This window comes from Streptomyces sp. NPDC048182, from assembly GCF_043202555.1.
Classification (GTDB): domain Bacteria; phylum Actinomycetota; class Actinomycetes; order Streptomycetales; family Streptomycetaceae; genus Streptomyces.
Genome location: NZ_JBIDAQ010000012.1, coordinates 199,984 through 219,943, shown reverse-complemented (window position 1 = coordinate 219,943; position 19,960 = coordinate 199,984). Strand labels below are relative to the sequence as shown.

At 72.8% G+C, this 19,960-nt stretch carries 20 protein-coding genes and 1 tRNA gene; 11 read left to right on the top strand and 10 right to left on the bottom strand.

Annotated elements, in window-relative coordinates:
• Positions 1 to 14: 14 nt before the first annotated feature.
• From ACGFZL_RS23490 to ACGFZL_RS23455, 8 genes are read right to left on the bottom strand one after another with little or no spacing between them, the layout of a single operon-like run.
• Positions 15 to 1,019, bottom strand: coding sequence for a beta-ketoacyl-ACP synthase III (locus ACGFZL_RS23490; RefSeq protein WP_393694401.1), 1,005 nt, complete (start codon positions 1,017 to 1,019; stop codon positions 15 to 17).
• Positions 1,016 to 1,975 (bottom strand): VlmB-like protein, encoded by a 960-nt coding sequence (locus ACGFZL_RS23485; RefSeq protein WP_393694399.1) that lies wholly within the window; start codon positions 1,973 to 1,975, stop codon positions 1,016 to 1,018. Before ACGFZL_RS23485 ends, ACGFZL_RS23490 begins: the two co-directional genes overlap by 4 nt.
• Before the next feature lie 37 nt (positions 1,976 to 2,012).
• Positions 2,013 to 2,534: a flavin reductase family protein gene (locus ACGFZL_RS23480; protein ID WP_393694397.1), complete on the bottom strand. Its 522-nt coding sequence runs from the start codon at positions 2,532 to 2,534 to the stop codon at positions 2,013 to 2,015.
• Complete coding sequence (locus tag ACGFZL_RS23475) at positions 2,531 to 3,031, bottom strand: hypothetical protein (protein WP_393694395.1); 501 nt, start codon at positions 3,029 to 3,031, stop codon at positions 2,531 to 2,533. Before ACGFZL_RS23475 ends, ACGFZL_RS23480 begins: the two co-directional genes overlap by 4 nt.
• Entirely contained in the window at positions 3,031 to 3,540 is a 510-nt protein-coding gene (locus ACGFZL_RS23470) for an SRPBCC family protein (protein ID WP_355169572.1), read from the bottom strand. The genes ACGFZL_RS23475 and ACGFZL_RS23470 overlap by 1 nt, the downstream gene beginning before the upstream one ends.
• Positions 3,533 to 4,918 carry an aspartate aminotransferase family protein gene (locus tag ACGFZL_RS23465; RefSeq protein ID WP_393694393.1) on the bottom strand — a complete coding sequence of 462 codons (1,386 nt, stop codon included), beginning with the start codon at positions 4,916 to 4,918 and terminating at the stop codon, positions 3,533 to 3,535. Before ACGFZL_RS23465 ends, ACGFZL_RS23470 begins: the two co-directional genes overlap by 8 nt.
• 11 nt (positions 4,919 to 4,929) lie before the next feature.
• Positions 4,930 to 6,057 carry an acyl-CoA dehydrogenase family protein gene (locus tag ACGFZL_RS23460; RefSeq protein ID WP_355169576.1) on the bottom strand — a complete coding sequence of 376 codons (1,128 nt, stop codon included), beginning with the start codon at positions 6,055 to 6,057 and terminating at the stop codon, positions 4,930 to 4,932.
• A 36-nt stretch (positions 6,058 to 6,093) separates the two neighbouring features.
• Positions 6,094 to 7,770: an aldehyde dehydrogenase gene (locus tag ACGFZL_RS23455; RefSeq protein ID WP_355169578.1), complete on the bottom strand. Its 1,677-nt coding sequence runs from the start codon at positions 7,768 to 7,770 to the stop codon at positions 6,094 to 6,096.
• 229 nt (positions 7,771 to 7,999) lie between these two features.
• On the opposite strand from ACGFZL_RS23455, the gene ACGFZL_RS23450 reads away from it, so the two are divergent.
• Both ACGFZL_RS23450 and ACGFZL_RS23445 read left to right on the top strand, forming a co-directional pair.
• A complete protein-coding gene (locus ACGFZL_RS23450) occupies positions 8,000 to 8,971 on the top strand; it encodes a DUF2156 domain-containing protein (protein ID WP_355169966.1) in 972 nt (323 codons plus the stop codon).
• 109 nt (positions 8,972 to 9,080) lie between these two features.
• On the top strand, positions 9,081 to 9,788 hold the full coding sequence (locus ACGFZL_RS23445) for a GDSL-type esterase/lipase family protein (RefSeq protein ID WP_393694390.1): 708 nt from the start codon (positions 9,081 to 9,083) through the stop codon (positions 9,786 to 9,788).
• Positions 9,789 to 9,795: 7 nt separating this feature from the next.
• Here the strand turns inward: ACGFZL_RS23445 and ACGFZL_RS23440 are convergent, their stop codons facing one another.
• Complete coding sequence (locus ACGFZL_RS23440) at positions 9,796 to 10,431, bottom strand: helix-turn-helix domain-containing protein (RefSeq protein WP_355169582.1); 636 nt, start codon at positions 10,429 to 10,431, stop codon at positions 9,796 to 9,798.
• Between the two features lie 218 nt (positions 10,432 to 10,649).
• Between ACGFZL_RS23440 and ACGFZL_RS23435 the strand changes: the two genes are divergently transcribed.
• A complete protein-coding gene (locus ACGFZL_RS23435) occupies positions 10,650 to 11,165 on the top strand; it encodes a sigma-70 family RNA polymerase sigma factor (RefSeq protein WP_355169584.1) in 516 nt (171 codons plus the stop codon).
• Positions 11,166 to 11,244: 79 nt separating this feature from the next.
• Here the strand turns inward: ACGFZL_RS23435 and ACGFZL_RS23430 are convergent, their stop codons facing one another.
• Positions 11,245 to 12,738, bottom strand: a complete 1,494-nt coding sequence (locus ACGFZL_RS23430; RefSeq protein ID WP_393694387.1) for an MmgE/PrpD family protein — start codon at positions 12,736 to 12,738, stop codon at positions 11,245 to 11,247.
• Between the two features lie 207 nt (positions 12,739 to 12,945).
• On the opposite strand from ACGFZL_RS23430, the gene ACGFZL_RS23425 reads away from it, so the two are divergent.
• The 8 genes from ACGFZL_RS23425 (at position 12,946) to ACGFZL_RS23390 (ending at position 19,956) form a co-directional block, all read left to right on the top strand.
• Positions 12,946 to 13,869 carry a class I SAM-dependent methyltransferase gene (locus ACGFZL_RS23425; protein ID WP_393694385.1) on the top strand — a complete coding sequence of 308 codons (924 nt, stop codon included), beginning with the start codon at positions 12,946 to 12,948 and terminating at the stop codon, positions 13,867 to 13,869.
• Positions 13,866 to 14,561, top strand: coding sequence for an SGNH/GDSL hydrolase family protein (locus ACGFZL_RS23420; RefSeq protein ID WP_393694383.1), 696 nt, complete (start codon positions 13,866 to 13,868; stop codon positions 14,559 to 14,561). The genes ACGFZL_RS23425 and ACGFZL_RS23420 overlap by 4 nt, the downstream gene beginning before the upstream one ends.
• A gap of 92 nt (positions 14,562 to 14,653) precedes the next feature.
• Positions 14,654 to 14,743, top strand: a tRNA-Leu gene (locus ACGFZL_RS23415).
• 105 nt (positions 14,744 to 14,848) lie between these two features.
• Positions 14,849 to 15,805, top strand: coding sequence for a diacylglycerol/lipid kinase family protein (locus ACGFZL_RS23410; RefSeq protein WP_393694381.1), 957 nt, complete (start codon positions 14,849 to 14,851; stop codon positions 15,803 to 15,805).
• Between the two features lie 43 nt (positions 15,806 to 15,848).
• The gene (locus tag ACGFZL_RS23405; protein WP_355169594.1) at positions 15,849 to 16,973 is read left to right on the top strand and encodes a diiron oxygenase; all 1,125 of its coding nucleotides are present in this window, start codon (positions 15,849 to 15,851) and stop codon (positions 16,971 to 16,973) included.
• A gap of 108 nt (positions 16,974 to 17,081) precedes the next feature.
• Positions 17,082 to 18,539 (top strand): DHA2 family efflux MFS transporter permease subunit, encoded by a 1,458-nt coding sequence (locus tag ACGFZL_RS23400; RefSeq protein ID WP_393694379.1) that lies wholly within the window; start codon positions 17,082 to 17,084, stop codon positions 18,537 to 18,539.
• A gap of 3 nt (positions 18,540 to 18,542) precedes the next feature.
• Positions 18,543 to 18,968, top strand: a complete 426-nt coding sequence (locus ACGFZL_RS23395; protein ID WP_393694377.1) for an organic hydroperoxide resistance protein — start codon at positions 18,543 to 18,545, stop codon at positions 18,966 to 18,968.
• Positions 18,969 to 19,140: 172 nt separating this feature from the next.
• The gene (locus tag ACGFZL_RS23390; protein WP_393694375.1) at positions 19,141 to 19,956 is read left to right on the top strand and encodes an SOS response-associated peptidase; all 816 of its coding nucleotides are present in this window, start codon (positions 19,141 to 19,143) and stop codon (positions 19,954 to 19,956) included.
• Positions 19,957 to 19,960: the final 4 nt, after the last annotated feature.

Below are 19,960 nucleotides of genomic sequence, written 5' to 3'. Positions count from 1 at the left end.
CTGTGCGGGAAGGGTCAGTGCGGTTCGACGACGGGCCAGGTGAGCGTGCAGGCGCCCCAGGTCAGGCCGCCTCCGAAGGCCGTCATCAGGACCCGGTGGCCGGGGCGCAGGCCGCCGCCGGCCACCGCGTCCGCCAGGGCCAGCGGCACGGAGGCGGCCGACGTGTTGCCGACCCGGTCCAGATGGACGGCACACCGCTCCCGGTCCAGGCCCATCCAGTCGGCCAGGGCGTGCACGATCCGCAGGTTGGCCTGGTGGGCGACGAGCACGTCCACGTCGCCCACCGACCAGCCGGCCCGGTCCAGGGCCCGCTGCGAGGACTCGGCCATGGCCTCCACCGCGCGCCGGAACACGGTCCGGCCCGCCATCCGGAAGTACGGGTCCGCCTGGCGGGCCGTCGCCGCGCGGAACGGGTCGCGCGAGCCGCCGGACCGCACCTGGATCAGATCGTCCGCCGAGCCGTCGGCGCCCAGCTGCACCGGGCCGAGCGCACCGGGCTCGTCGGGCGTGCCCGCCCGCACGACGACCGCGCCGGCGCCGTCGCCGAAGATGGCCCGGGTCGAGCGGTCCTCCGGGTCGAGGATGCGGGAGAACGCGTCCGCGCCGATCACCAGCACCGCGTCGGCCGACCGGGCGGCGATGAGCCCGGCCGCCGTCGCCAGTCCGTACAGGAAGCCGGTGCAGACGGCGGCCACGTCGAACGCCGGCACCGGGCCGAGTCCGAGTCGTGCCGCCACCCGTGGCGCGGTCGCCGGGCACGGGTGGTCGGGCGTCGTGGTGGCCAGCACCACGGCGTCCACCGCGAGGCCGGAGGCGGACTTCAGCGCCCGGGCCCCGGCCTCGACGGCGAGGTCCGAGGTGCCCAGCCCGTCCTCCAGGACGTGGCGGGCGCCGATGCCGGTGCGGGAGCGGATCCACGCGTCCGAGGTGTCGAGCTCCCCGGCCAGCTCGTCGTTGGTCACCGCCCGCGCCGGCAGCCACTGGCCCAGCCCGCACACGACCGCGGCCCGAGCGGTCACAGAGCCTCCTCGAGACCCATGTACGCCAGCCGGGCACGCTGCATCTTCTCGGCCCACTCGTGGGCGGTCGCGGACCGCTCCTCGGCCGTGGTGTCGACCAGCCTGCGTCCCGGCCAGACCTCGTAGTCGCCGGCCAGGTCGCCGTGGAGTTCCAGCCCCTGCTGGAAGAGCTCCTCACGGCGCATCACCAGCTCCTGCGACGGGAGCTTCTCCCACAGGCCGTAGCCCTCCTGGATCAGCTCCAGGATGCGCGGCTTGTCCTCGGGGTGGCGCAGCAGGTGCTCGCGGGCGATGGAGCTGCCGACCGTGAGGTGCCGGATCTCGTCGATGCCGGCGCCGCGCTCGATGTCGGCGGCCGCCGGGTCGAACATCCGCCACTTGCGCTCGCTCAGCTCCGCCGACGGGGCGAGCACGCCCTCGACGAGCACCGTGAGGATCACGACGCCGCCGATGAAGTCCCGCCGGTCGCGCAGGGCGCGCAGGCCGAACTCCTCCAGCGGCACCAGGATCCGTTCCGCGTCGGCGCCGGCCAGCCGGTCGACCGCCGGCCACAGGTCGTCCTCGGCGATGCCGAGCGACAGCAGATGGCGGCGGAAGACCATGGCGTGCCGGGCCTCGTCGAGCAGCTGCGTCGAGTAGAACTCCAGCGCGGCGTTGTCGGGGGCGAGCGCCACCATGTGGGCGATGGCCCGGGTGGCCTTCTCCTCCGCGATGGAGCGGAAGGCCAGCTCGATGCCGAGCGCGCTGTTCAGCGGGCCGGGCTCGGCCATCAGCGGCAGCGGGCGTACGTCGTCGGCGTGGCCGAGGGTGTGGCCGCGCAGGGTGCCCTGCGGCACGGCGCGCAGCCAGTAGCGCAGGTCGCAGGCGTCGGCGGTCAGTTCCAGGCTCATGGCGCCGTCGACCAGTGACGGCGCGTTCTCCCAGTCGGCTTCCGGCGGGGTGGTGGACACGGTCATCGATCCCTTTCGTTCGTGGACGGCGGTCGGAGGGCGCTCAGCCGGCGGGCGGGCAGGGGCGCAGCTCACCCGCGACGGTGACCAGTGCCGGCCCGCCGCGCCGGGAGCCGCACAGCACCTCGGCGAAGACGATCCGGTGATCGCCGACGGCGGTGCTGCGCACGATGTCGCACTCCAGCCAGGCGATGGCGCCGGTCAGCCGCGGCACCCCGTGCGAGCTGAGCCCGGCCCATGTCTCGACGGGCAGCTGGGCGAGGCCCCGCTCCCGCCGCTTCGAGGCGAAGTGCCGGGCGAGGACGGTCTGTCCGGCGGCGAGCCCGTTGACGACGAAGCCGTCGTGGGCGAGCAGCGCCTTCAGGCCCCGGCTGTCCTCGCGCAGCGCCACGGAGACCATGGGCGGCCGCATCGAGGCCAGCACCAGCGTGCTGACCGTGACCCCCTCGACGGTGTCCGGGCCGCCGCAGGTCAGCACCGCGACACCGGTCGCCAGCCGGCGCACCGCGGCCTGGGTCGCGTCCAGGGCGTCGACCCGGCGCCGGGCGGTGAGTGCCTCGGTCACGGGGTCCTCGCAGCCGGCCGCGCGGACACCGGACGGGGCTGCTCGTCGGTGCCCCCGGTGCCCTCGAACCCGGCGCGGAAGCGGAGGTACCCGGGGTGCGCCACGGGCTCGAAGGGAAGACCGAAGGACTTGAGGAAGTTCCCGAACAGGGCCCGGTCGCCGAAGAGGTGGATCGGCAGCGCGAGCAGCGCCCACTCGGCGCCGAACGCCCAGATCCACACCAGCGTCACCAGCCCCTGGGTGACCAGGCTGTGCATGGTGTTGTAGAGCACGTAGTAGACCTTGGGGATCTCCTTCGTGGCACTGCGGTGGAAGGCGATCGCGCCGGGGATGTAGCCGATCAGGTCGATGTAGAGGAACAGGCCGACGAAGACCGGCCAGGACACGTCGCCGAGGTGGGCGAAGAACAGCACCGACGCGACCACCAGGCCGAGGCCGTACTCGGCGCGGTGCAGCTTCGAGGTGACCGGCGTCTCGAACAGGTTCTTGGCGTCCATCAGCGCCCGCCTCCCGCCGCCGCGGCCGGCACCAGGGCCGCGGCCAGCGCCTCGGCGACCGCCTCGTCGCCGATCACCTCGGCGGTGGGGAACAGGCCCCGCACCACCCGGGCGATGGTCTCCTTGAACACCCGCTCCGCGACCGGGTCGAGGATCCCCGCGAGCGAGGGGATGCCGAAGTCGAACTCGGTCTCGAACGCGATCCGGCAGCCGTCCTCGTCCGGGACGACCGACCAGGTCCCGGAGAACTCCTCGAAGTCCCCGTCGACCTGCTCGAAGGTGATGGTGAGCGCCGCCACGTCGAACCGGTCCGTCTCCCTCCAGCGCAGGATGCCGTTGCGGAAGTACACCTCCCAGTCGCTCGACTCGTACGTGTCGCTGGTCCGGTCGACCGTCACGGACCGCACGACGTCGACGAGGTCCGGGTACGCGGCGAAGTCCTTCACCCGGTCGAACGCGTCCCGGGGATCCACCCCCGCTATCCCCAGAGTCACTTGGGCACTACGCATGGCTGGTGCCACCTTCCGATGAGAGTGCGTAGACGGAGGCCTGCCTGCCGCAGGCGCGGTCGAAGGCCTCGTAGAGGAAGTCCAGGTCGGAGCGGGACAGCACGGCCGGCGGGGTCAGCCGCAGCACATGGTCCGAGTTGAGCGAGTGGTTGGCGATGACGCCCTGGTCCACCAGCTCGATCAGCAGGTCCCCGGCGGCGCCGGGCTTGACGAACTCGAAGCCCAGCAGCAGGCCCCGGCCGCGCACCTCGCGCAGGCCGTCGCGGTAGTGGGTCCTGGCGATCTCTCCGAGCCGCGCGAGCAGCTCATCGCCGAGGACCCGGGAGCGCTCCACGAGACCTTCGTCGTGCAGCACGGCCAGCGCCCCCCGGGCGGCGGCCATCGCGAGCGGCGCACCCGAGAAGGTCGAGGTGTGCAGGTACGGGTCCCGGTCGAAGACCTTGAAGGCCGCCGGGGTGGCGACCACCGCCGAGACCGGGACGATCCCGCCGCTCAGGCCCTTGCCGACGAGCAGCGCGTCGGGGACGACGCCCTCCCGGTCGGCGCCCCACCAGGTGCCCAGCCGGCCGAGGCCGGTCTGCACCTCGTCCAGGACGAAGAAGGCGCCGTGGGCGCGGCACAGCTCCTGCACCCGGGTGAGGTAGCCGTCGGCCGGGATGATCACTCCGGCCTCGCCCTGCACGGGCTCGACGACCACGCAGGCCTCGCCCGGGTGTCGGGCCAGCGCCTCCTCCAGGGCCGCCGCGTCGCCGTACGGGACGTGCGTCACGCCGGGCAGCAGCGGGCGGAAGGGGTCGCGGAAGACGTCCCGGCCGGTCAGGCTGAGGGCGCCCAGGGTCTTGCCGTGGTAGCCGTTCACCGTGGCGATCAGGTGCCGCCTGCCGTGGGTGCGGGCCATCTTGACGGCGCACTCGACGGCCTCCGCGCCGGAGCCCGCGAAGTGCACCCGCTCCAGTCCGGGCGGGGCGACCTCCACCAGCGCGTCGGCGGCCAGCGCGGCCTGCGGCTCCAGGAACACCCGGGTCGCGACCGGGTGCCGGTGCAGCTGCTCGGACACGTGGGAGACCACCGTGGGGTGCCGGGCGCCCATCAGCAGCACGCCGTACCCGCCGCAGTTGAGGAAGCGGCGCCCCTCGGAGCTGAACACCCAGGCTCCGCGCGAGGCCGTCTCGATGTGGCCGCCGAACATCTCGCCGAGCGTGGCCCGCCCGCGGTTGAGCCGGCGCCGGTACAGCCGGCCCAGCTCCTCCCGGGCCAGCGGCGACGGGACGGCGGGCTCGGAGCCGGCGGCGTCGGCGGCGTCGGCGGCGTCGGCGGCGTCGGCGGCGTCGGCGGGGGAGGCCGGCGGGGTCGCGGGGGTCGTGAAGGACGTGGTCATCCCCGGCCTCCTCACGCGATCCGCAGCGGCTTGCCCGACAGGTGGTCGAGCAGCGGGCCCGCGGCGCTGGTCCGGGACGGCGGATGGAAGGACAGCCCGTGCGAGGCCGACGCGAGGTAGGAGATGTCCGGCGAGCCGATGAACGCCATCCCGCCCAGCAGCTCGACGGCCTGGTGCACGGAGTCGGCCAGCGCGTCCTGCGCCGCGTAGCGGGCCATCAGGGCCTTCGCGAGAGCCTCGTCACCGGTCTCCTCCTGCTCGATCATCCGAGCCACGCCCTCCAGCAGCAGCGCCGCGCTCTCCAGCCGGCACAGCAGCCGGGCGCGCTCGGTGTCGGAGCCCCGGCCGCGCTGCACGACCCGCTCCGCCAGGCCGCTGGCCATGCCCAGGTACGACCCGGAGATGAGCAGCTCGAACCAGATGAACCCGGTCGTCTGGAGACTGTCCATGGCCCCCGGCTCGACCTGCTCGGTCCGCATCAGCTGCTGCTCGCTGACGAACACGTCCGCCAGCCGCAGCTCGTCGCTCTCGGCACCCGCCAGCACCGCGTTCGACCAGAACGGATGCACCGTGAGGCCCTCGGTGCCCTTCGGCACCAGCAGCACCGCGGAGTTCTCCTCGCCGGGCACCATGACACTGGCGGTGAGCAGGTCCATCGACCGCGACAGACTGCACGGCTTCTTCGAGCCGTCGATGCGGTAGCCGCCCTCGACGACGGTGGCCCGCATGGTGGGCGTGAGGATGCCCACGCCGGTGCGCCCCTCCGCGAAACCGGAGGCGACCAGCAGGTTCTGCTCCGCGATGCCCTCCAGCAGGGCCCACTCCGCGCCGCTCGCCTGGAGGCTGTCGGCCAGCGTGAACAGGGTGGCCACGGAGAAGTGGTGCATGGTCGTGGCGACCGCCAGCGACGGCGCCGCCGCGGCGAGGGCGCGGGTGACCTGCAGCGCCTCGCGCGGGCCCGCGCCGGAGCCGGTGTAGGTCTTCGGGATCACCAGCCGGGGCCCGCCGTGGCGGCGGAACAGGTCGATGGCGGGGGAGCCCGGGGACTCCAGCTCGGCCAGCGGGTGCTCACCGAGGGCACTGAGCAGGCCGGGCAGGTGCTTCTCGCACGTCTCGCGCGCGGCGTCCAAGGGGCGCATGACAGCTCTCTCTTCTCGTCGGTGCTCTCGCCGGGCTCAGTGCTCTCGCCGGCGCATGGTGCGCCAGGCGCCGAAGACCGCGTCCCGTGGACGCGACCCGGTGCTCACGCTGAGCCCCTGGACGTGCGAGGTGCGCAGGACCGGGTAGTTGGCCTCCCCGAAGACCCCGCCGGTCAGCCCCGTGCCGCCGTGCGTGGGCAGATAGGGCAGGAACCCGATGTGGGAGTCGTTCACCTTGAGGATCCCGCCGGTGGTGATGCGGCGCACGAACTCCTCGACCACCGCACCGTCCCCGGCCCAGACGGAGTTCCGCAGGCCGTAGGCGTTGGAGTTGACGAACTCGACGAAGACGTCCATCAGCTCGGCGTCCGGGGCCGGCTCCGCGACCACCACCGGAAGCAGCGGGAAGAACGTCTCGTTGCGTACCGCGGCGGTCTCCCGGGCGTCCGCCACGCCGCGGACCACCACGACCGTGGGCTCCAGGAAGATGCCCGCCGTGTCGCGGGTCTCGTCGATCTGCATGGCGTGCCCGCCGCAGGCGATCTCCGCGCCGTGCGCGACGGCGTCGCGCAGACAGGCGAAGAACTTCTCGTTGCGCAGGACGGGTGTGAGGAGGACGTCCTCCTCCCACGCGTAGCCGGGACGGATGTGGCCGGCCAACCGGACGATGTTCGCCACCAGTTCGTCCGCCACATCGGGGTGCACCAGCACCTGATTGGGGATCATGCACAGCTGGCCGGAGCCGTAGAAACTCTCCGCGACGGCCTCCGCGGCCAGTTCGAGGTCGGCGTCCTTCCACACCACGACGACGTCGTTCCCGGCCAGTTCCAGGATGGGCTTCTTGCCGGCGCTGACGCACTTCTCCTCGAACGTGATGCCGTTCTCGCTGCTCCCGAAGTACATGATGTCGTCGACCTTCGGGCTCTCCAGCCAGGCCGCCAGCATGGGCGCCGGGTCGCCGCACACCACGTTCAGCGTCCCGGGCGGGGCGCCGAGCTCCTCCAGCGCCGGGACGACGATCTCCTGGAGCGCGTACATCGCGCCCAGCGGCGCGCTGCGCGGCGCGCGCACCACCAGGGTGTTGCCCGCGAAGAGCGAGGTGACGCCGAGCAGCGTGCTGGACAGCGGCGCGTTCTGCGGCGGGTTGAGGCACACCACCCCGTCCGGCAGCCGGCGCACCGCGAGCTGCCGCTCGTCCTGCCGGAACTCCTGCGACATCTGCGACCGGTAGAAGCTCAGCGACTGCGGGCCGAAGCAGTCGAGCATCCCCGACACCTGCCAGCGGGCGAGCGACAGCGGATGCCCCTCGTCCACCAGGATGTCCACGATCTCCTGGGCGCGCTCCACGATCCGGCTGTGGATGAGCCGGCCCAGCCGGGTCAGCCGGACGTCGAGCGGGAACGCCGCCCAGCGCGGCGCGGCGTCGGCCGCCGCGTCGACGGCCCGTGCGACGGTGCCGCGATCGGCCTTCGCCACCCGGCCGACGATGCTTGCGGGCAGCCGCACGGGGTCCTCGATCCCGCGCTCCAGCTTCCGCTTGAGCGTGAGGCTGGCGAACGCGTCGTCCAGGAGCGCCTGGGCGCCGACGACGTACACCCACGCACCGCCGTCGAGGCATTCCCCGTTCACGTAGGACCGGTACTCGCGCAGCGGCCGCGTCGGAGTCCCGCCGCGCTGCGTGCCGGCCGGAGCGGACAAGTGAACGCTGGTCACCCCAGGTCCCCCGCCTTCTGTAGACCACCTTCGGCTTTTCCGACGGCAACCCTCGCCAAGGGCCCTGAGAAAGCGCTGAGACCGGCCTGAGACGGCTGTGTCAGCCCGCTTCACGGCCCAGTTGGAAGAGTGCCGGGCGGGTCTTGGCGGTTCGTCGGAGGGCGGTGCGGTGAGTCGATCACGGAAGCAGCAGGCGGTAACACCCACGGAGGACGCGGACGACGGGCCGCTGGGGGCCCTGCTGCCCGTCCTGGAGAAGCACGCGGAGAACCCCAGCGCCTTTCTCGCCCTGAACGAGGGCAACGAGTACTTCCGTGCCGACGGGATCGAGGGCTTCGTCGTCTTCCGGCGGTCCGGCCGCTACCTCGTGCAGTTCGGCGGGGTGTTCGCGGCCCCCGAGCACCAGGCGTCCCTGCTGCACGCCTTCCGGGAGCACGCCCGGGCGCGGCGCCGCACGATCGTGGGGATCCAGTTGCAGCGCGAGGACCTCGCCCTGTTCACCGGCGAGGGCTTCACCGTCAACCAGGTGGGGTCCTCGTACGCGCTGGACCTGACCCGGTTCAGCCTGCGCGGAACGAAGTTCATGAAGCTGCGGAACAAGATCTCGCGGGCCAGGCGCAGCGGGCTCACCGTCGCGGAGACGGACTGGGCGGCCTGTGCCGAGGACATCGAGCGGATCGACAGGTCGTGGCTCAGGTCGAAGGGCCGGCATGTCAAGGAGATCGAGTTCCTGGTCGGCCAGCTCGGCGGCCCGGCCCAGCGGCACCGCCGGCTCTTCGTGGGCCGGCTGGACGGCAAGCCGGTCTGCTACATCTCCTACGTCCCGGTGCGGGGCAGCAGGCCCGGCTGGCTGCACGATCTCAGCCGGCGGCTGCCGGACGGACCGCCGGGGGTGATGGAGGCGGTCAACCTGCACGCGGCCGAGACCTTCATCGAGGAGGGCGCGCACTGGCTGCACTTCGGCTTCACCCCGTTCACCGGCCTCGACCCGAGCCACGAGCCGGACGGGGCGAGCCGGCTGACGGGCCGTTTCATGCGGTTCCTCGCCGACCACGGCCACGCCGTGTACCCGGCCTCGACCCAGCTCGCGTACAAAGAGAAGTGGGGTCCGCAGGTGGTGCTCCCGGAGTACCTGGCCTTCGAACGAGGCGCGAGCCTCGGGGCGATCTGGCAGATACTGCGGGTCTCCAAGTCGATCTGATCCTCGCCCCGGGTTCCGAGCTATGGCGTGAAATCATCAATGCAGCCGCACGTCGCGCGGGTACGGTGTCCACCGCAGCCCACGCACGGGCGGCATACGGGGGGTATGCATGTGCGCGACGACCGCTCTGCGGAGCGAGAAGACAGACCCGCACTGTACGGCCACGGGGGCGCAGAGCCCTCTGGCGGGGGCGCCCTGGCGGCGCTTCCTGGTGATCGGCGACCAGATCGCGACCGGGCGGGACGAGTCCTCCCGGGGCCACGGCGGCGGAAGCTGGGCGGACCGGGTGGCGGCGGCGCTGCGCCGGGTCCAGCCGTGCCTCGCCTATCTGAACCTGGGCACGCGCGGCAAGCTCGTGGCGGAGGTCCGGTCCCGGCAGCTCGCCCGGGCGCTTCAGTTCCAGCCGGATCTGACGGCGCTGATGTGCTGCGGCCAGGAGCTGGTGCGCGAGCGGTTCGACGCGGATGTCGTGGAGGCGGAGTTCGACCGGGTCGTGGCCGCGCTGCGCGAGAACGGCGGCGACGTGCTGATGGTCAACTGGTTCGACGTCACCCGGCGCGGCGGCTCCCGCCCCGACGAGGCGACGCGGGGCCTGCGGCTGCGGCTGCGGGAGCTGGCCGAGCGCAAGCAGGCGGTCGCCCTGCGGCACGGCGCGATCTACGTCGACCTCGCCGCGCGTCCGCGGGGCGCCGCACCGGACGGCCGCGGCGCGCACGGCGCCGACCCCGCCGTGCGGGAGCACGCCGTCGCGGCCGCCTCGGTCGTCCACGGGCTGCGCGACCACCTGGCCGGCGGCGTCCCGGACGACTGGCGGTGAGAGCCGCTCAGCTCCCGGCGGCCACCGCCGCGGCCCCGGCGGAGTCCTCGGCCATGGAGGTGAAGAGCCGGCGGAACTGGCGCAGGGTGGCGTCGAGCAGCTCCTCGCCGTTGTCCGCGTGGGCCAGGGCGACCGCGCTCTCGCAGGCGGCACCGTGCACCATCGAGGCGACGGCCGTCACGTCGGCCCGCGTGCGCTCCTTGCCGAGCACCTGTCCCAGGCCGTACGCGATCATGCGCCGGCAGTCCGAACGGATCGCCCGCATCTCGGCCCAGCCCAGCGCCCCCGGCGCGTCGATCAGCGTGATGCGCTGGGTGCTCGGCTCCATCGACATGACGAGGAACTCGCGCATCCCCTCGTACAGGCCGTCCCACGGATCCTCGTAGAGCGTGAAGGTCTGGGCGATGGCGCTCGACAGCCGGTTCTCCTCCGCCTCGTAGACGGCGCGGAAGAGGTCCCGCTTGTTCTTGAAGTGGTGGTAGAGCGCGCCCTTGCTGGCCCCGATCTCGTCGCAGATCGCGTCCAGCGAGGTCGCGGTGTAGCCGTCTCCGGCGAAGAGCTTGCGGGCGGCGGCGACCAGTTCGTTCGTCGTCGTCCGGGACCGCTCCTCCTGTGACCGGCGTGCGTGCTGCTGATTCCCCATGGATACGCCCTGCTGTTCTGACGCCCCGACATTTCCCGACGGATTCGATCCTACCGGTACCCGTCCCCCTACCCGGAGTCCGCGGATTCCGAGAATGTAGACATACCAACGGTATGAATGTAACCTCGCCGCTGCCGGCCGCCGACCCCGACGGCGCTCCCCCGCGGCATGACCCTGCTCCTTCGGCCCAGGCACGTCCGGCAAGGAGGTCACCAGACATGCAGAGCCCCGCACCTCCCGTGGCAGCGGTCCCCGCGGACCGGTGGGAGCTGCTCCTTCCGCACCGGGACCGCATCCACCGGCTCGCCCGGTCCCGGCTCTCGGGGGCCGAGGAGGCCGAGGACTGCGCCCAGGAGGCCCTGATACGCGCGGCGACCTTCCGCGACCTCGACGAGACCCGGATCGGCCCCTTCCTCACCACGGTGACCCTCCGGCTGTGTACCGACGTCCACCGCCGCGACGAACGGGCCCGCCGGCTGCTGCGGACGGCCGGCGCGGAGGCCATGGCCGGGCCGGAGGAGCTGATCTGCGCCGCCCACGAGGAGGCCTGGGTGCTGGGGCAGGTGGACCGCCTCGCGGGCCGCGAGCACCAGGTGATCGTGGCCCGCCTGCACGGCATCAGCACCCGTGAGTTCGCCACCCGCCGGGGCATCTCCCTCAAGGCCGCGGAGAGCGCCTTCACCAAGGCGCGCGCGCGACTGCGCCGCTGGCACCAGGAAGCGCTGACCGGTTGACCGGGCGCGCGGCCGGGCGTCCCCCGCCGGACATCCCTCGCCGGGGGACCCGCGCGGGCACCTCCCGGCCGCCGCACACTCATCCCGCGGTCCGGTCCAGCGCGTCCTCCAGCAGCGCCGCCACCTCGGCGGCCGAGGCCGGCTCCAGGGCCGTCATCGCGTCCGCCGTCGCCGCCGAGCCGCCGGTGCCGAGGAACTTCTCGCGGACCAGATCGGCGACCGGGCGCCCGCCCGTCGCGCCCACCGCGCCCACCGGCACGTCCACCTCCCGGCTGACCGAGCGGCCGTCGCGGAAGCCGACCGTCACCCGCGCCCCGGTCACCTTGCGGGCCGACCGGAAGTCCTCGCTCGGCGGCTCCACCTCACCCACCAGGTCCACCAGCCACTGCCCGTCGCCCTTCCAGCGCGCCCCGAAGGGCCGCAGCCACTCCGCCGCCCGCGGCCCCGCCAGCCGGAGCGCCTCACCGAAGGGGACCTCGCTGTGGAACAGGTCGTAGGTCATCTCGTCGTCGAGCCGCACGCGCACCAGCTCCGCGAGCCGCCACCGCTCCGGCCGGCCGGTCCCCGCCGCGGAGAAGTCCTCGATGGTGAGGTCGCCCGTGAGCAGCACGGTCGCCAGCAGGTACGGCAGCGCGAACACCAGGGCGCTCACCGGGGACTGCGGCCCGCGCACATACGCGCCGGCCTGCGCGTTCACGATCGCCGTGTACAGCGAGGTGTCCACGGTGATCCCGGCCACGTCCGCGGCCCGCACCGGGCCGACCGCCCGGTGCAGTTCGAGCCCGCAGTCGATCGCGGCGTCCATGCCCGGCCCGCCGGGGTGCACCTTGAACGACATCGTCCGGGTGTGCCAGCGGCGCCCGAGGCCGAGGGTCACCGCCTCCGGCAGCGGCACGGTGGAGAACCGCGACAGGAACCCCTCGGGGTGCTCCAGGATCTCCGCGCTGCCCGTGAACCCGGCCCCCGCGGCGTCGCAGGCGTCCAGCCCCACGGCGACCGGCGTCGACGCGCTGAACACCTTCGCGTCCCCGCCCAGGAACCCGATCGGCACCGTGCGCGGCGGCAGCCCGAGTCCGAGCCCCAGCGCGTCGACCCAGCGCCGGACCGGCACGTCCTCACCGGCGAGCCGCCCGGCGACGGCCCCGACGACGTGCGCGAACGTGGCGCTCTGCCCCCGGAAGGGGCCCAGTGTGGCCGAGGCGGTGATCCGCGCCGCACACTCGTTCGCCACGATCACCGAGGTCAGCAGCGCCCGGCCGTCCAGCTTCTGGCTCCGCGCGTAGGCCATCGGCACGGCCACCGTCGAGTTGGACAGATGCCCGGCGAACGCGGTGTCGTCGAAGTGCAGCCACGAGCCGAGCCCGGCGAGCACGAACGCCGCCCGGCGCGGATCCGGCTGCGTCGGCTGCCCGAACCCCGCCACGAGACGGCGCCCCAGCGGGTGCGCCGCACCGGTGCGCATCGCCGCGCACTGGGACAGCAACTGGAGCCCCGCGATCTCCACGACATCACGCGGTATGTCCTCGAACCGCAGCGCGTGAGCCCATTCCGCGAGTTCTTCGGTGAGGGTCATCGGTCTCCTTCACGGCGGGTCCGCAGTGCGGCTTCTTCCCGGTTACGCGGACACCGCAGAGGACCCTCACAAGAAAGGGACCGAATCCGATCCCTCAAACGGAATGCGCCCGTACTTCAGGGAATCCCGCGACGGGCGCGTAAGACCTGCGACACACACGCGGCGCCGCCTCTCGCGCGACCGTGGATCTTTTCGGAAAGGACCACCATGGCGACATCTCAACAGGCCACCCGGATGCAGTCCGGCCTGCCCAGTGACACCGCCTATCTCACCGCCCGCGCCCGCGCCGCCGACGCCGTCGTCACCCCCGCCCGCCGGCTGCTCGACGACCGCTTCGCCGCCCTCTTCGTCAGCGAGCCCCCGCCGCCCCGGACCTCCGAGGAGGCCCTCGCCCGGCTCACCGCCCTGGACAGCGCGCACGGCGGCTTCATCGCCGAGATACTGCTGCGCCAGCGCTTCTTCGAGGACCAGCTGATCCACGCGGTCGCCACCGGCGTGCGCCAGGTCGTGCTGCTCGGCGCCGGCTACGACACCACCGCCCTGCGCATGCCCGGCTACGACGGCCTGCGCTACTTCGAGGTCGACCACCCCGCCACCCAGCGCTCCAAGCTGGAGACGCTGGTGCAGGCCGCGGTCGACGCCCCGTCGGCGACGTACGTCCCGGTGGACTTCGAGGCCGGCGACTCGCTGGCCGAGGCCCTCGTCGAGGCCGGCTACCGCCCCGACCTGCGGTGCGTCGTGGGCTGGCTGGGCGTCACCTACTTCCTGCGCCGGGACGCCGTCGAGCGCACCCTGGAGGGCCTGTCCGGCCTGTGCGCCCAGGGCAGCCTGCTCGTCTTCGACTACATGGACGAGGGCGTCATCGACGGCACCGCCCCCTACCCGGGCGCCCTGGCGATGGCGGCCAAGGTGAGCGCGCAGGGCGAGCCGTACCTCACCGGGATGACGCCCGAGAGCGTCTCCGCGGCCGTGCGGCGGGCCGGCTTCTGGCCGACCGACGAGGCGCGCGTCCCCGACCTGGTCCGCCGCTACGGGGGCGCCGACCCGTATTGCAAGGACGACGACTTCATGGGCCTGATCGCGGCCGAGCGCGCCGTACGGGACAGCCGGGAGAGCGGAGCGGCGGCATGACCGGGGCCGAAGGGCGCGCCGCGGAGGCGAGCGACCCGTACGTCCTCTCCCCGGAGGACACCGGGGAGCTCCTGCGCGCCGCTCCCTGGAGCCGCTTCGCGGTCATCGGGGACAGCCTCGCCGAGGGGATCGGGGAGCCCTCGCCCGGATACGCCGACCTGCCCTGGGCGGACCGCGTGCTGGAAGCGCTGCGCCGGGCCGGCGACGAGGTGGAGTACCTCAATCTGGGCGTCCGCCACCTGAAGGCCGCCGAGGTGCGCGGCAGCCAGCTCCGGCGGGCGCTGGAGTTCCGGCCCGACCTCGCCTCCGTGGTCTGCGGCGGCAACGACATGCTCGCCCGCGACTTCTCCGCGGGCGCCGTCGAGGCCGAGCTGGACGCCATGGTGGGGCCGCTGCGCGAGGCCGGCGCCGACGTCTTCGTCTTCACCATCCAGGACATCACCAGGGTCTTCCCCGAACAGCTCGGCGGGGGGAGCCTGCGGGAGCGCATCCAGACCTTCAACGACCAGGTCCGCAAGGTGGCCGTGCGGCACGACGCCATGGTCGTCGACATGTGGGCGCACCCCGCCAGCGGTGACCGCAGCGTGTTCAGCGCGGACATGCTGCACGCGTCGATGCGCGGTCACGCCGTCCTCGCCTCGGCGGTGTACGTGCAGCTCGGGCGGCGTCTGGCGGCGCTCCGCGGGGACTGAGAACGCCATGTCAGGGAGATCTCAGAACGCCCTGGCACCTTGGAGTCGTGCACCGGACCGCGAGCCTTCGCGGCAAGCGCTCCGGTGTCCGAGGAGAGATTCCCGTAGCGGCCCAACGGGGATCCGGGAGACATCCCGGATCTGGGCTCACGCCCACGCAGGTTCGAATCCTGCTCTCTCCGCCGAAGCAGCACGCCGTACAGCCGTACAGCCGTACCGCCGCACCGCGCCCGCCCGTCTGCCCGCCGAGAGCCGCGTCCCGCGGTCCGCATCCGAGGAGAGCAGCCATGCAGTCAGACCGGTGGGCAGGTTCCGGTGTGCTGATCACCAACCCCCTCGCCGGGGCGGGGCGCGCCGACCGTGCGGACCTGGCGGCGCTGACCCGGTGGTGCGCCGAGCGCGTCGGCGACCTCGCGGTGGTCCCGACCGGCCACCGCGGCCACGCCGAGGAGATCGCCGCCAAGGCGGTCGCCGACGGCGCCGACGTGGTGATCGTGGCCGGCGGCGACGGATCCACCCGTGAGGTGGCCGCCGGCCTGGCCCGTACCGGTCCGGCCCGTCCCGGGGCGGACCTGCCCGCGGTGTTCTGCGTCCCGGCCGGCACCGCCAACTCCTTCTACCGCGAGATCTGGTCCGACCGCCCCTGGACGCGGACGCTGGACGAGGCGTTGTCCGGGCCGGTCCGCGGGGTCCGGCACGTCGACCTGGCGTACATCGAGGAGATCGGCGTGCACGCGCTGCTCGGCACCGGGACCGGCGTCGTGGCCGACGTGCTCGCCGCCGCGAACCGCCGCACCGACGTCGCCGGCCGCGAGCGCTACCAGCAGGCCGTGGCCCGGGTCGTGGCGGCCCACCGGCCCTACCCCGCCCGCGTCACGGTCGACGGGGAGGTGGTGCACGAGGGCGGCGTCCAGCTCACCAACATCGGCGGCGGACGGTTCCGCGCGGGTCAGTTCCGGCTGATGCCGCACTCCGTCCTGGACGACGGGCTGCTGGACCTGTGTGTCTTCGACGACACCTGCGACCTGCTCGAACTACTGAGCCTGACCCGAGAGGGACGACACGTCGGGCGTCCCGGGGTCATCTACACCCGGGGCCGCCACTTCGTCGTGGAGCGCACCGACGGTGCGCCGCTGTCCCTGGAGCACGACGGCGAGACGGCGGCCGGGGAGCACGCCCGCTGCACGGTGGGCCTCCTCGCCGGCGTCGTGCCGTTTCTCGCACCGCCGCCGCATCAGGCGTGAGCCGTGGAAGGGCGGCGGGGACCCGGATACGGAGGAGACGACCATGCACGGTGCCGAGCGCACCGCCGAGGACCGGTGGGTACTGCCGACGGCCGGTGACACCTACTTCACCTGGAACTACGACGAGGGCAGGGACCGGCTGCTGAACCTGTACCAGAAGGGGAAGGACAAGCAGTGGGACAGCGCGACGCGCATCGCGTGGGAGACGGAGGTCGACCCCTACGACGCGCTCGGCACCCCCGAGGAGACACTCGCGCTGTACGGCTCCCGGCAGTACGAGAAGCTGAACGAGCGCGAGCGGCAGGAAATGCGCCGTCACATGGCGTCCTGGGAATTCAGTCAATTCCTGCACGGTGAGCAAGGGGCGATGATCTGCTCGGCGCGGATCGTCGAATCCGTCCCCGATCTGGACTCGAAGTTCTATGCCGCGACGCAAGTCATGGACGAGGCGCGGCATGCGGAAATCTTCTCCCGTTTCCTCAAGGAGAAGATCGGCATGGAGTACCCGATCAATCCGAGTCTGCAGAGCCTGCTCGGCGACGCACTCTCGGATGCCCGGTGGGACATGCCGTATCTGGGCATGCAGGTGCTGATCGAGGGCCTCGCGCTGGCCGCGTTCGGCATTCTCCGCGACAAGACCGACAAGCCGCTGCCGAAGCAGATCCTGGCCTACATCATGCAGGACGAGGCCCGCCATGTGGCCTTCGGCCGGCTCGCCCTGCGCGACTACTACGCCGAGCTGACCTCGAAGGAGCGGGCGGAGCGCGAGGAGTTCGTGGTGGAGGGCTGCCACCTGATGCGGGACCGCTTCCGCATGCAGGAGGTCTGGGAGACGCTCGGCTACGACATGGCCGAGTGCATGGAGTACATGAACAAGGGTCCCCGCATGCAGGCCTTCCGCTCCCGCCTGTTCACCCGCATCGTCCCCTGCGTCAAGGACATCGGCCTGTGGGGCCCGGCGGTGAAGAAGGCCTACGCGGACATGGGCGTGCTGGAGATGGCCGACAAGGACCTGCTGTCCCTGATGGCCGCGGACGAGGCCCAGGCGGAACGCCTCGACCGCGAGCGCCGCGAGGAACGCGAGCGCGAGGACCGCGAGCTCGCGGACCGCGTCGCGGAGGTGGACGGCGCGATCACGGCGGGCACGGAGACGGACGGGACGGGCTGAGCGCCCGTCCGCACCTCGCCGGGAAGCCGGGCCGGGCCGTCTCCCGATTGACGGCCCGGCGCTTCCCTCGATACATTCCTACCACCGGTATGTTGGAGGTGTTGAGCGATGAGCACTGGGTCCGCTGAAGCGGCGGCCAAGCGGGGGTACGTGCCCCTGCTGCTCCTGGCGTCGAGCGCGACGTTCCTGGCCGTGCTGGACGTGACGATCGTCAATCTGGCCATTCCCGATCTCCATGACGACTTCCCCGGGTCCGACCTGGCGGACCTGTCATGGGTGATCACCGTGTACGCCACCGTGTTCGCGGCCCTGCTCGCCCCCGCGGGCCGGCTGGCCGACGTGATCGGCCGCCGTTCCCTGTTCACCGCCGGCATCGGCGTCTTCACCGCCCTGTCGCTCGCCTGCGCGCTGGCGCCGAACATCCCGCTCCTGCTGGCCGCGCGGGCCCTGCAGGGCGCCGGTGCCGCCCTGATGATCCCGGCCTCGCTCGCCATCGTCCTGACGGACACACCGCTGGAGCGCCGGCGCGCCGCGATCGGGCAGTGGAGCGCGGCCTCCGCGTTCGCCGCCGCGGTGGGCCCGGCGCTCGGCGGTGTCATGGTCGACGCCCTCGGCTGGCGCTCGCTGTTCCTGATCAATGTGCCGTTCGGCCTGCTGCTCCTCCTTCGCGCGAACCTCATTCCGCGCACCACCCGCCCCGAGGGCAGCAAGCTGCCCGACGTCGTGGGCACCGTGCTGCTCGGCGTCGGCGTCGGCCTGCTGAGCCTCGGCATCTCCAAGGGCTCCGACTGGGGCTGGGGGGACACGGCGACGCTGGGCTGCCTCGCCGCGGGCGCGGTGGCCATGGCCGTCACCCTGCTGCGCTCCCGCACGCACGCGGCGCCCGCCGTCGAGACGGGCCTGTGGCGCAGCAGGACCTTCGCCCTGGCCAACCTGTCGGTGTTCTTCTACGGCGCCTGCCTGTTCGCCTGGCTCCTGGTCGGCGTCCTCTACGTCACCTCGGTGTGGCACTGGTCGGAGCTGAAGGCGGGCCTCGCGGTGACGCCGGGTGCGTTCGCGGCGACCCTGGTGGCGCTGTACTCGGGCAAGATCCAGACGAAGTACGGCCCGCGGGCGGTCGTGGTGGCCGGTGCGGTCATCCTGGCGGGCACCGGCTTCTTCCTGGCCTTCACCCTCCCCGACGAGCCCCGTTTCCTCGACTACTGGCTGCCCACCGGCATCCTGGCCGGTGCCGGCATGGGCGCGATCACCACGGGCACCTCCACCGCCGCCGCCCTGTCGGTGTCGCCGCTGCGCTTCGCGGCGGCGACCGGCCTCAACCAGACCGCCCGCCAGGTCGGCGGCGCCTTCGGCATCGCGACCCTGGCGACGCTGCTGAGCGACGCGAACGCCGACGCGGCCGACTTCGGGCACGTCCTGCTGTTCTGCTCCATCGTCACGGTGATCTCCGGTGTGGCGGGCCTCGGGCTCGTCATCAAGGCGGCACCCCCCGCCCCCCAGGCGGGCGGGACCGCTACGGCCACCGAGGCGTCGACCCCCGTTCCTCAACCGACGGAAGGTACGTAAGTCATGCCCATCAAGTCCAGCGAAGCCCTCTACACCGGAGTCGCCACCGCCGAGGGCGGCCGAGAGGGCCGCGTCTCCACCGACGACGGCAAGCTCGACATCGTCGTCAGCCAGCCCAAGGAGCTGGGCGGCACGGGTGCCGGCACCAACCCCGAGCAGCTCTTCGCCGCCTGCTACAGCGCCTGCTTCCACGCGTCCCTCGGGATCATCGCCCAGATGCAGAAGATCGACATCACGGGCTCCAGCGTCACGGCCCGGGTGGGCATCGGCCGCAACGACGCCGGCTTCGGCATCGTCGCCGAGCTCACCGCCCACATCCCCACGGTCGACGAGGCCACCGCCAGGACGCTGGTGGAGAAGGCGGACCAGATCTGCCCCTACTCCAAGGTCACCCGAGGCGACATCGAGGTCACCGTCAAGACGGCCTGACCCCTCGCTCGCGAGCCCACCTCGCCGGCCCCGCCGGGCAGCCGCCCGGCGGGGCCGGCGAGGTCGTGGCGCCGGGCGCGGCCGGTGCCTCGCGACCCCTGGGACCGGTGTGCCACGATGGCGACGCGCCGGGACCTGTCGCCTGCGGTCCGGGCGGGAGGGGTGAGCACCGATGTGCGGACGGTACGCGGCCAGCCGGTCGCCCGAGGACCTCGCGGGGATCTTCGGGATCGAGCGATGGGATCCCGAGGAGACCCTGGAGCCCGACTACAACGTGGCCCCCACCAAGGAGGTCTACGCGGTCCTCGACCGTCCCCTGAAGGACGCGGAGGACAAGGAGCCGGTCCGCCAGCTGCGCCGGCTCACCTGGGGGCTCGTGCCGTCCTGGGCCAAGACCCCCGAGGGCGGGGCCCGGATGATCAACGCGCGCGCGGAGACCGTGCACGAGAAGCCGTCCTACCGCCGCGCCTTCGCCGCCCGGCGGTGCATCCTGCCCGCCGACGGCTACTACGAGTGGGCCACCGGCAAGCAGGAGCGCGAGCTGGAGGTCGAGGGGAAGGGGAAGCGGGCGCGCAAGCAGCCGTACTTCGTCACGCCGGCCGACGGGTCGGTGTTCGCGATGGCGGGGCTCTACGAGTTCTGGCGGGACAAGACGCTGCCGGACGACCACCCGCGCGCGTGGTGGGTGACCTGCTCGGTGCTCACCACCGAGGCGGAGACCGCGCCGCTCGCCGCCGGCCCCGACGACGGGCCCCGGTCGCTGTCCGACATCCACCCGCGGATGCCGCTGATGCTGACGCCGGACCGCTGGGACGCCTGGCTCGACCCCGCCCGCACCGACCCCGACCAGCTCACCGACCTGCTGGCGCCGCCGCCCGCCGGTCTGATGCGGGCCTTCCCCATCGGCACCGCCGTCAGCAACGTGCGCAACAACGGGCCGGAGCTGGTGAAGGAGCTGGCGGCGCCGGAAGAGGGCACGCTGTTCTGACCCG

Coding starts and splice junctions, on each gene's coding strand:
- ACGFZL_RS23440 (WP_355169582.1), bottom strand. CDS start 10,431: ATGGGGAATCAGCAGCACGCACGCCGGTCACAGGAGGAGCGGTCCCGG.
- ACGFZL_RS23465 (WP_393694393.1), bottom strand. CDS start 4,918: ATGACCACGTCCTTCACGACCCCCGCGACCCCGCCGGCCTCCCCCGCC.
- ACGFZL_RS23390 (WP_393694375.1), top strand. CDS start 19,141: ATGTGCGGACGGTACGCGGCCAGCCGGTCGCCCGAGGACCTCGCGGGG.
- ACGFZL_RS23420 (WP_393694383.1), top strand. CDS start 13,866: ATGACCGGGGCCGAAGGGCGCGCCGCGGAGGCGAGCGACCCGTACGTC.
- ACGFZL_RS23485 (WP_393694399.1), bottom strand. CDS start 1,975: ATGACCGTGTCCACCACCCCGCCGGAAGCCGACTGGGAGAACGCGCCG.
- ACGFZL_RS23405 (WP_355169594.1), top strand. CDS start 15,849: ATGCACGGTGCCGAGCGCACCGCCGAGGACCGGTGGGTACTGCCGACG.
- ACGFZL_RS23460 (WP_355169576.1), bottom strand. CDS start 6,057: ATGCGCCCCTTGGACGCCGCGCGCGAGACGTGCGAGAAGCACCTGCCC.
- ACGFZL_RS23400 (WP_393694379.1), top strand. CDS start 17,082: ATGAGCACTGGGTCCGCTGAAGCGGCGGCCAAGCGGGGGTACGTGCCC.
- ACGFZL_RS23430 (WP_393694387.1), bottom strand. CDS start 12,738: ATGACCCTCACCGAAGAACTCGCGGAATGGGCTCACGCGCTGCGGTTC.
- ACGFZL_RS23410 (WP_393694381.1), top strand. CDS start 14,849: ATGCAGTCAGACCGGTGGGCAGGTTCCGGTGTGCTGATCACCAACCCC.
- ACGFZL_RS23475 (WP_393694395.1), bottom strand. CDS start 3,031: ATGGACGCCAAGAACCTGTTCGAGACGCCGGTCACCTCGAAGCTGCAC.
- ACGFZL_RS23395 (WP_393694377.1), top strand. CDS start 18,543: ATGCCCATCAAGTCCAGCGAAGCCCTCTACACCGGAGTCGCCACCGCC.
- ACGFZL_RS23445 (WP_393694390.1), top strand. CDS start 9,081: ATGTGCGCGACGACCGCTCTGCGGAGCGAGAAGACAGACCCGCACTGT.
- ACGFZL_RS23425 (WP_393694385.1), top strand. CDS start 12,946: ATGGCGACATCTCAACAGGCCACCCGGATGCAGTCCGGCCTGCCCAGT.
- ACGFZL_RS23435 (WP_355169584.1), top strand. CDS start 10,650: ATGCAGAGCCCCGCACCTCCCGTGGCAGCGGTCCCCGCGGACCGGTGG.
- ACGFZL_RS23470 (WP_355169572.1), bottom strand. CDS start 3,540: ATGCGTAGTGCCCAAGTGACTCTGGGGATAGCGGGGGTGGATCCCCGG.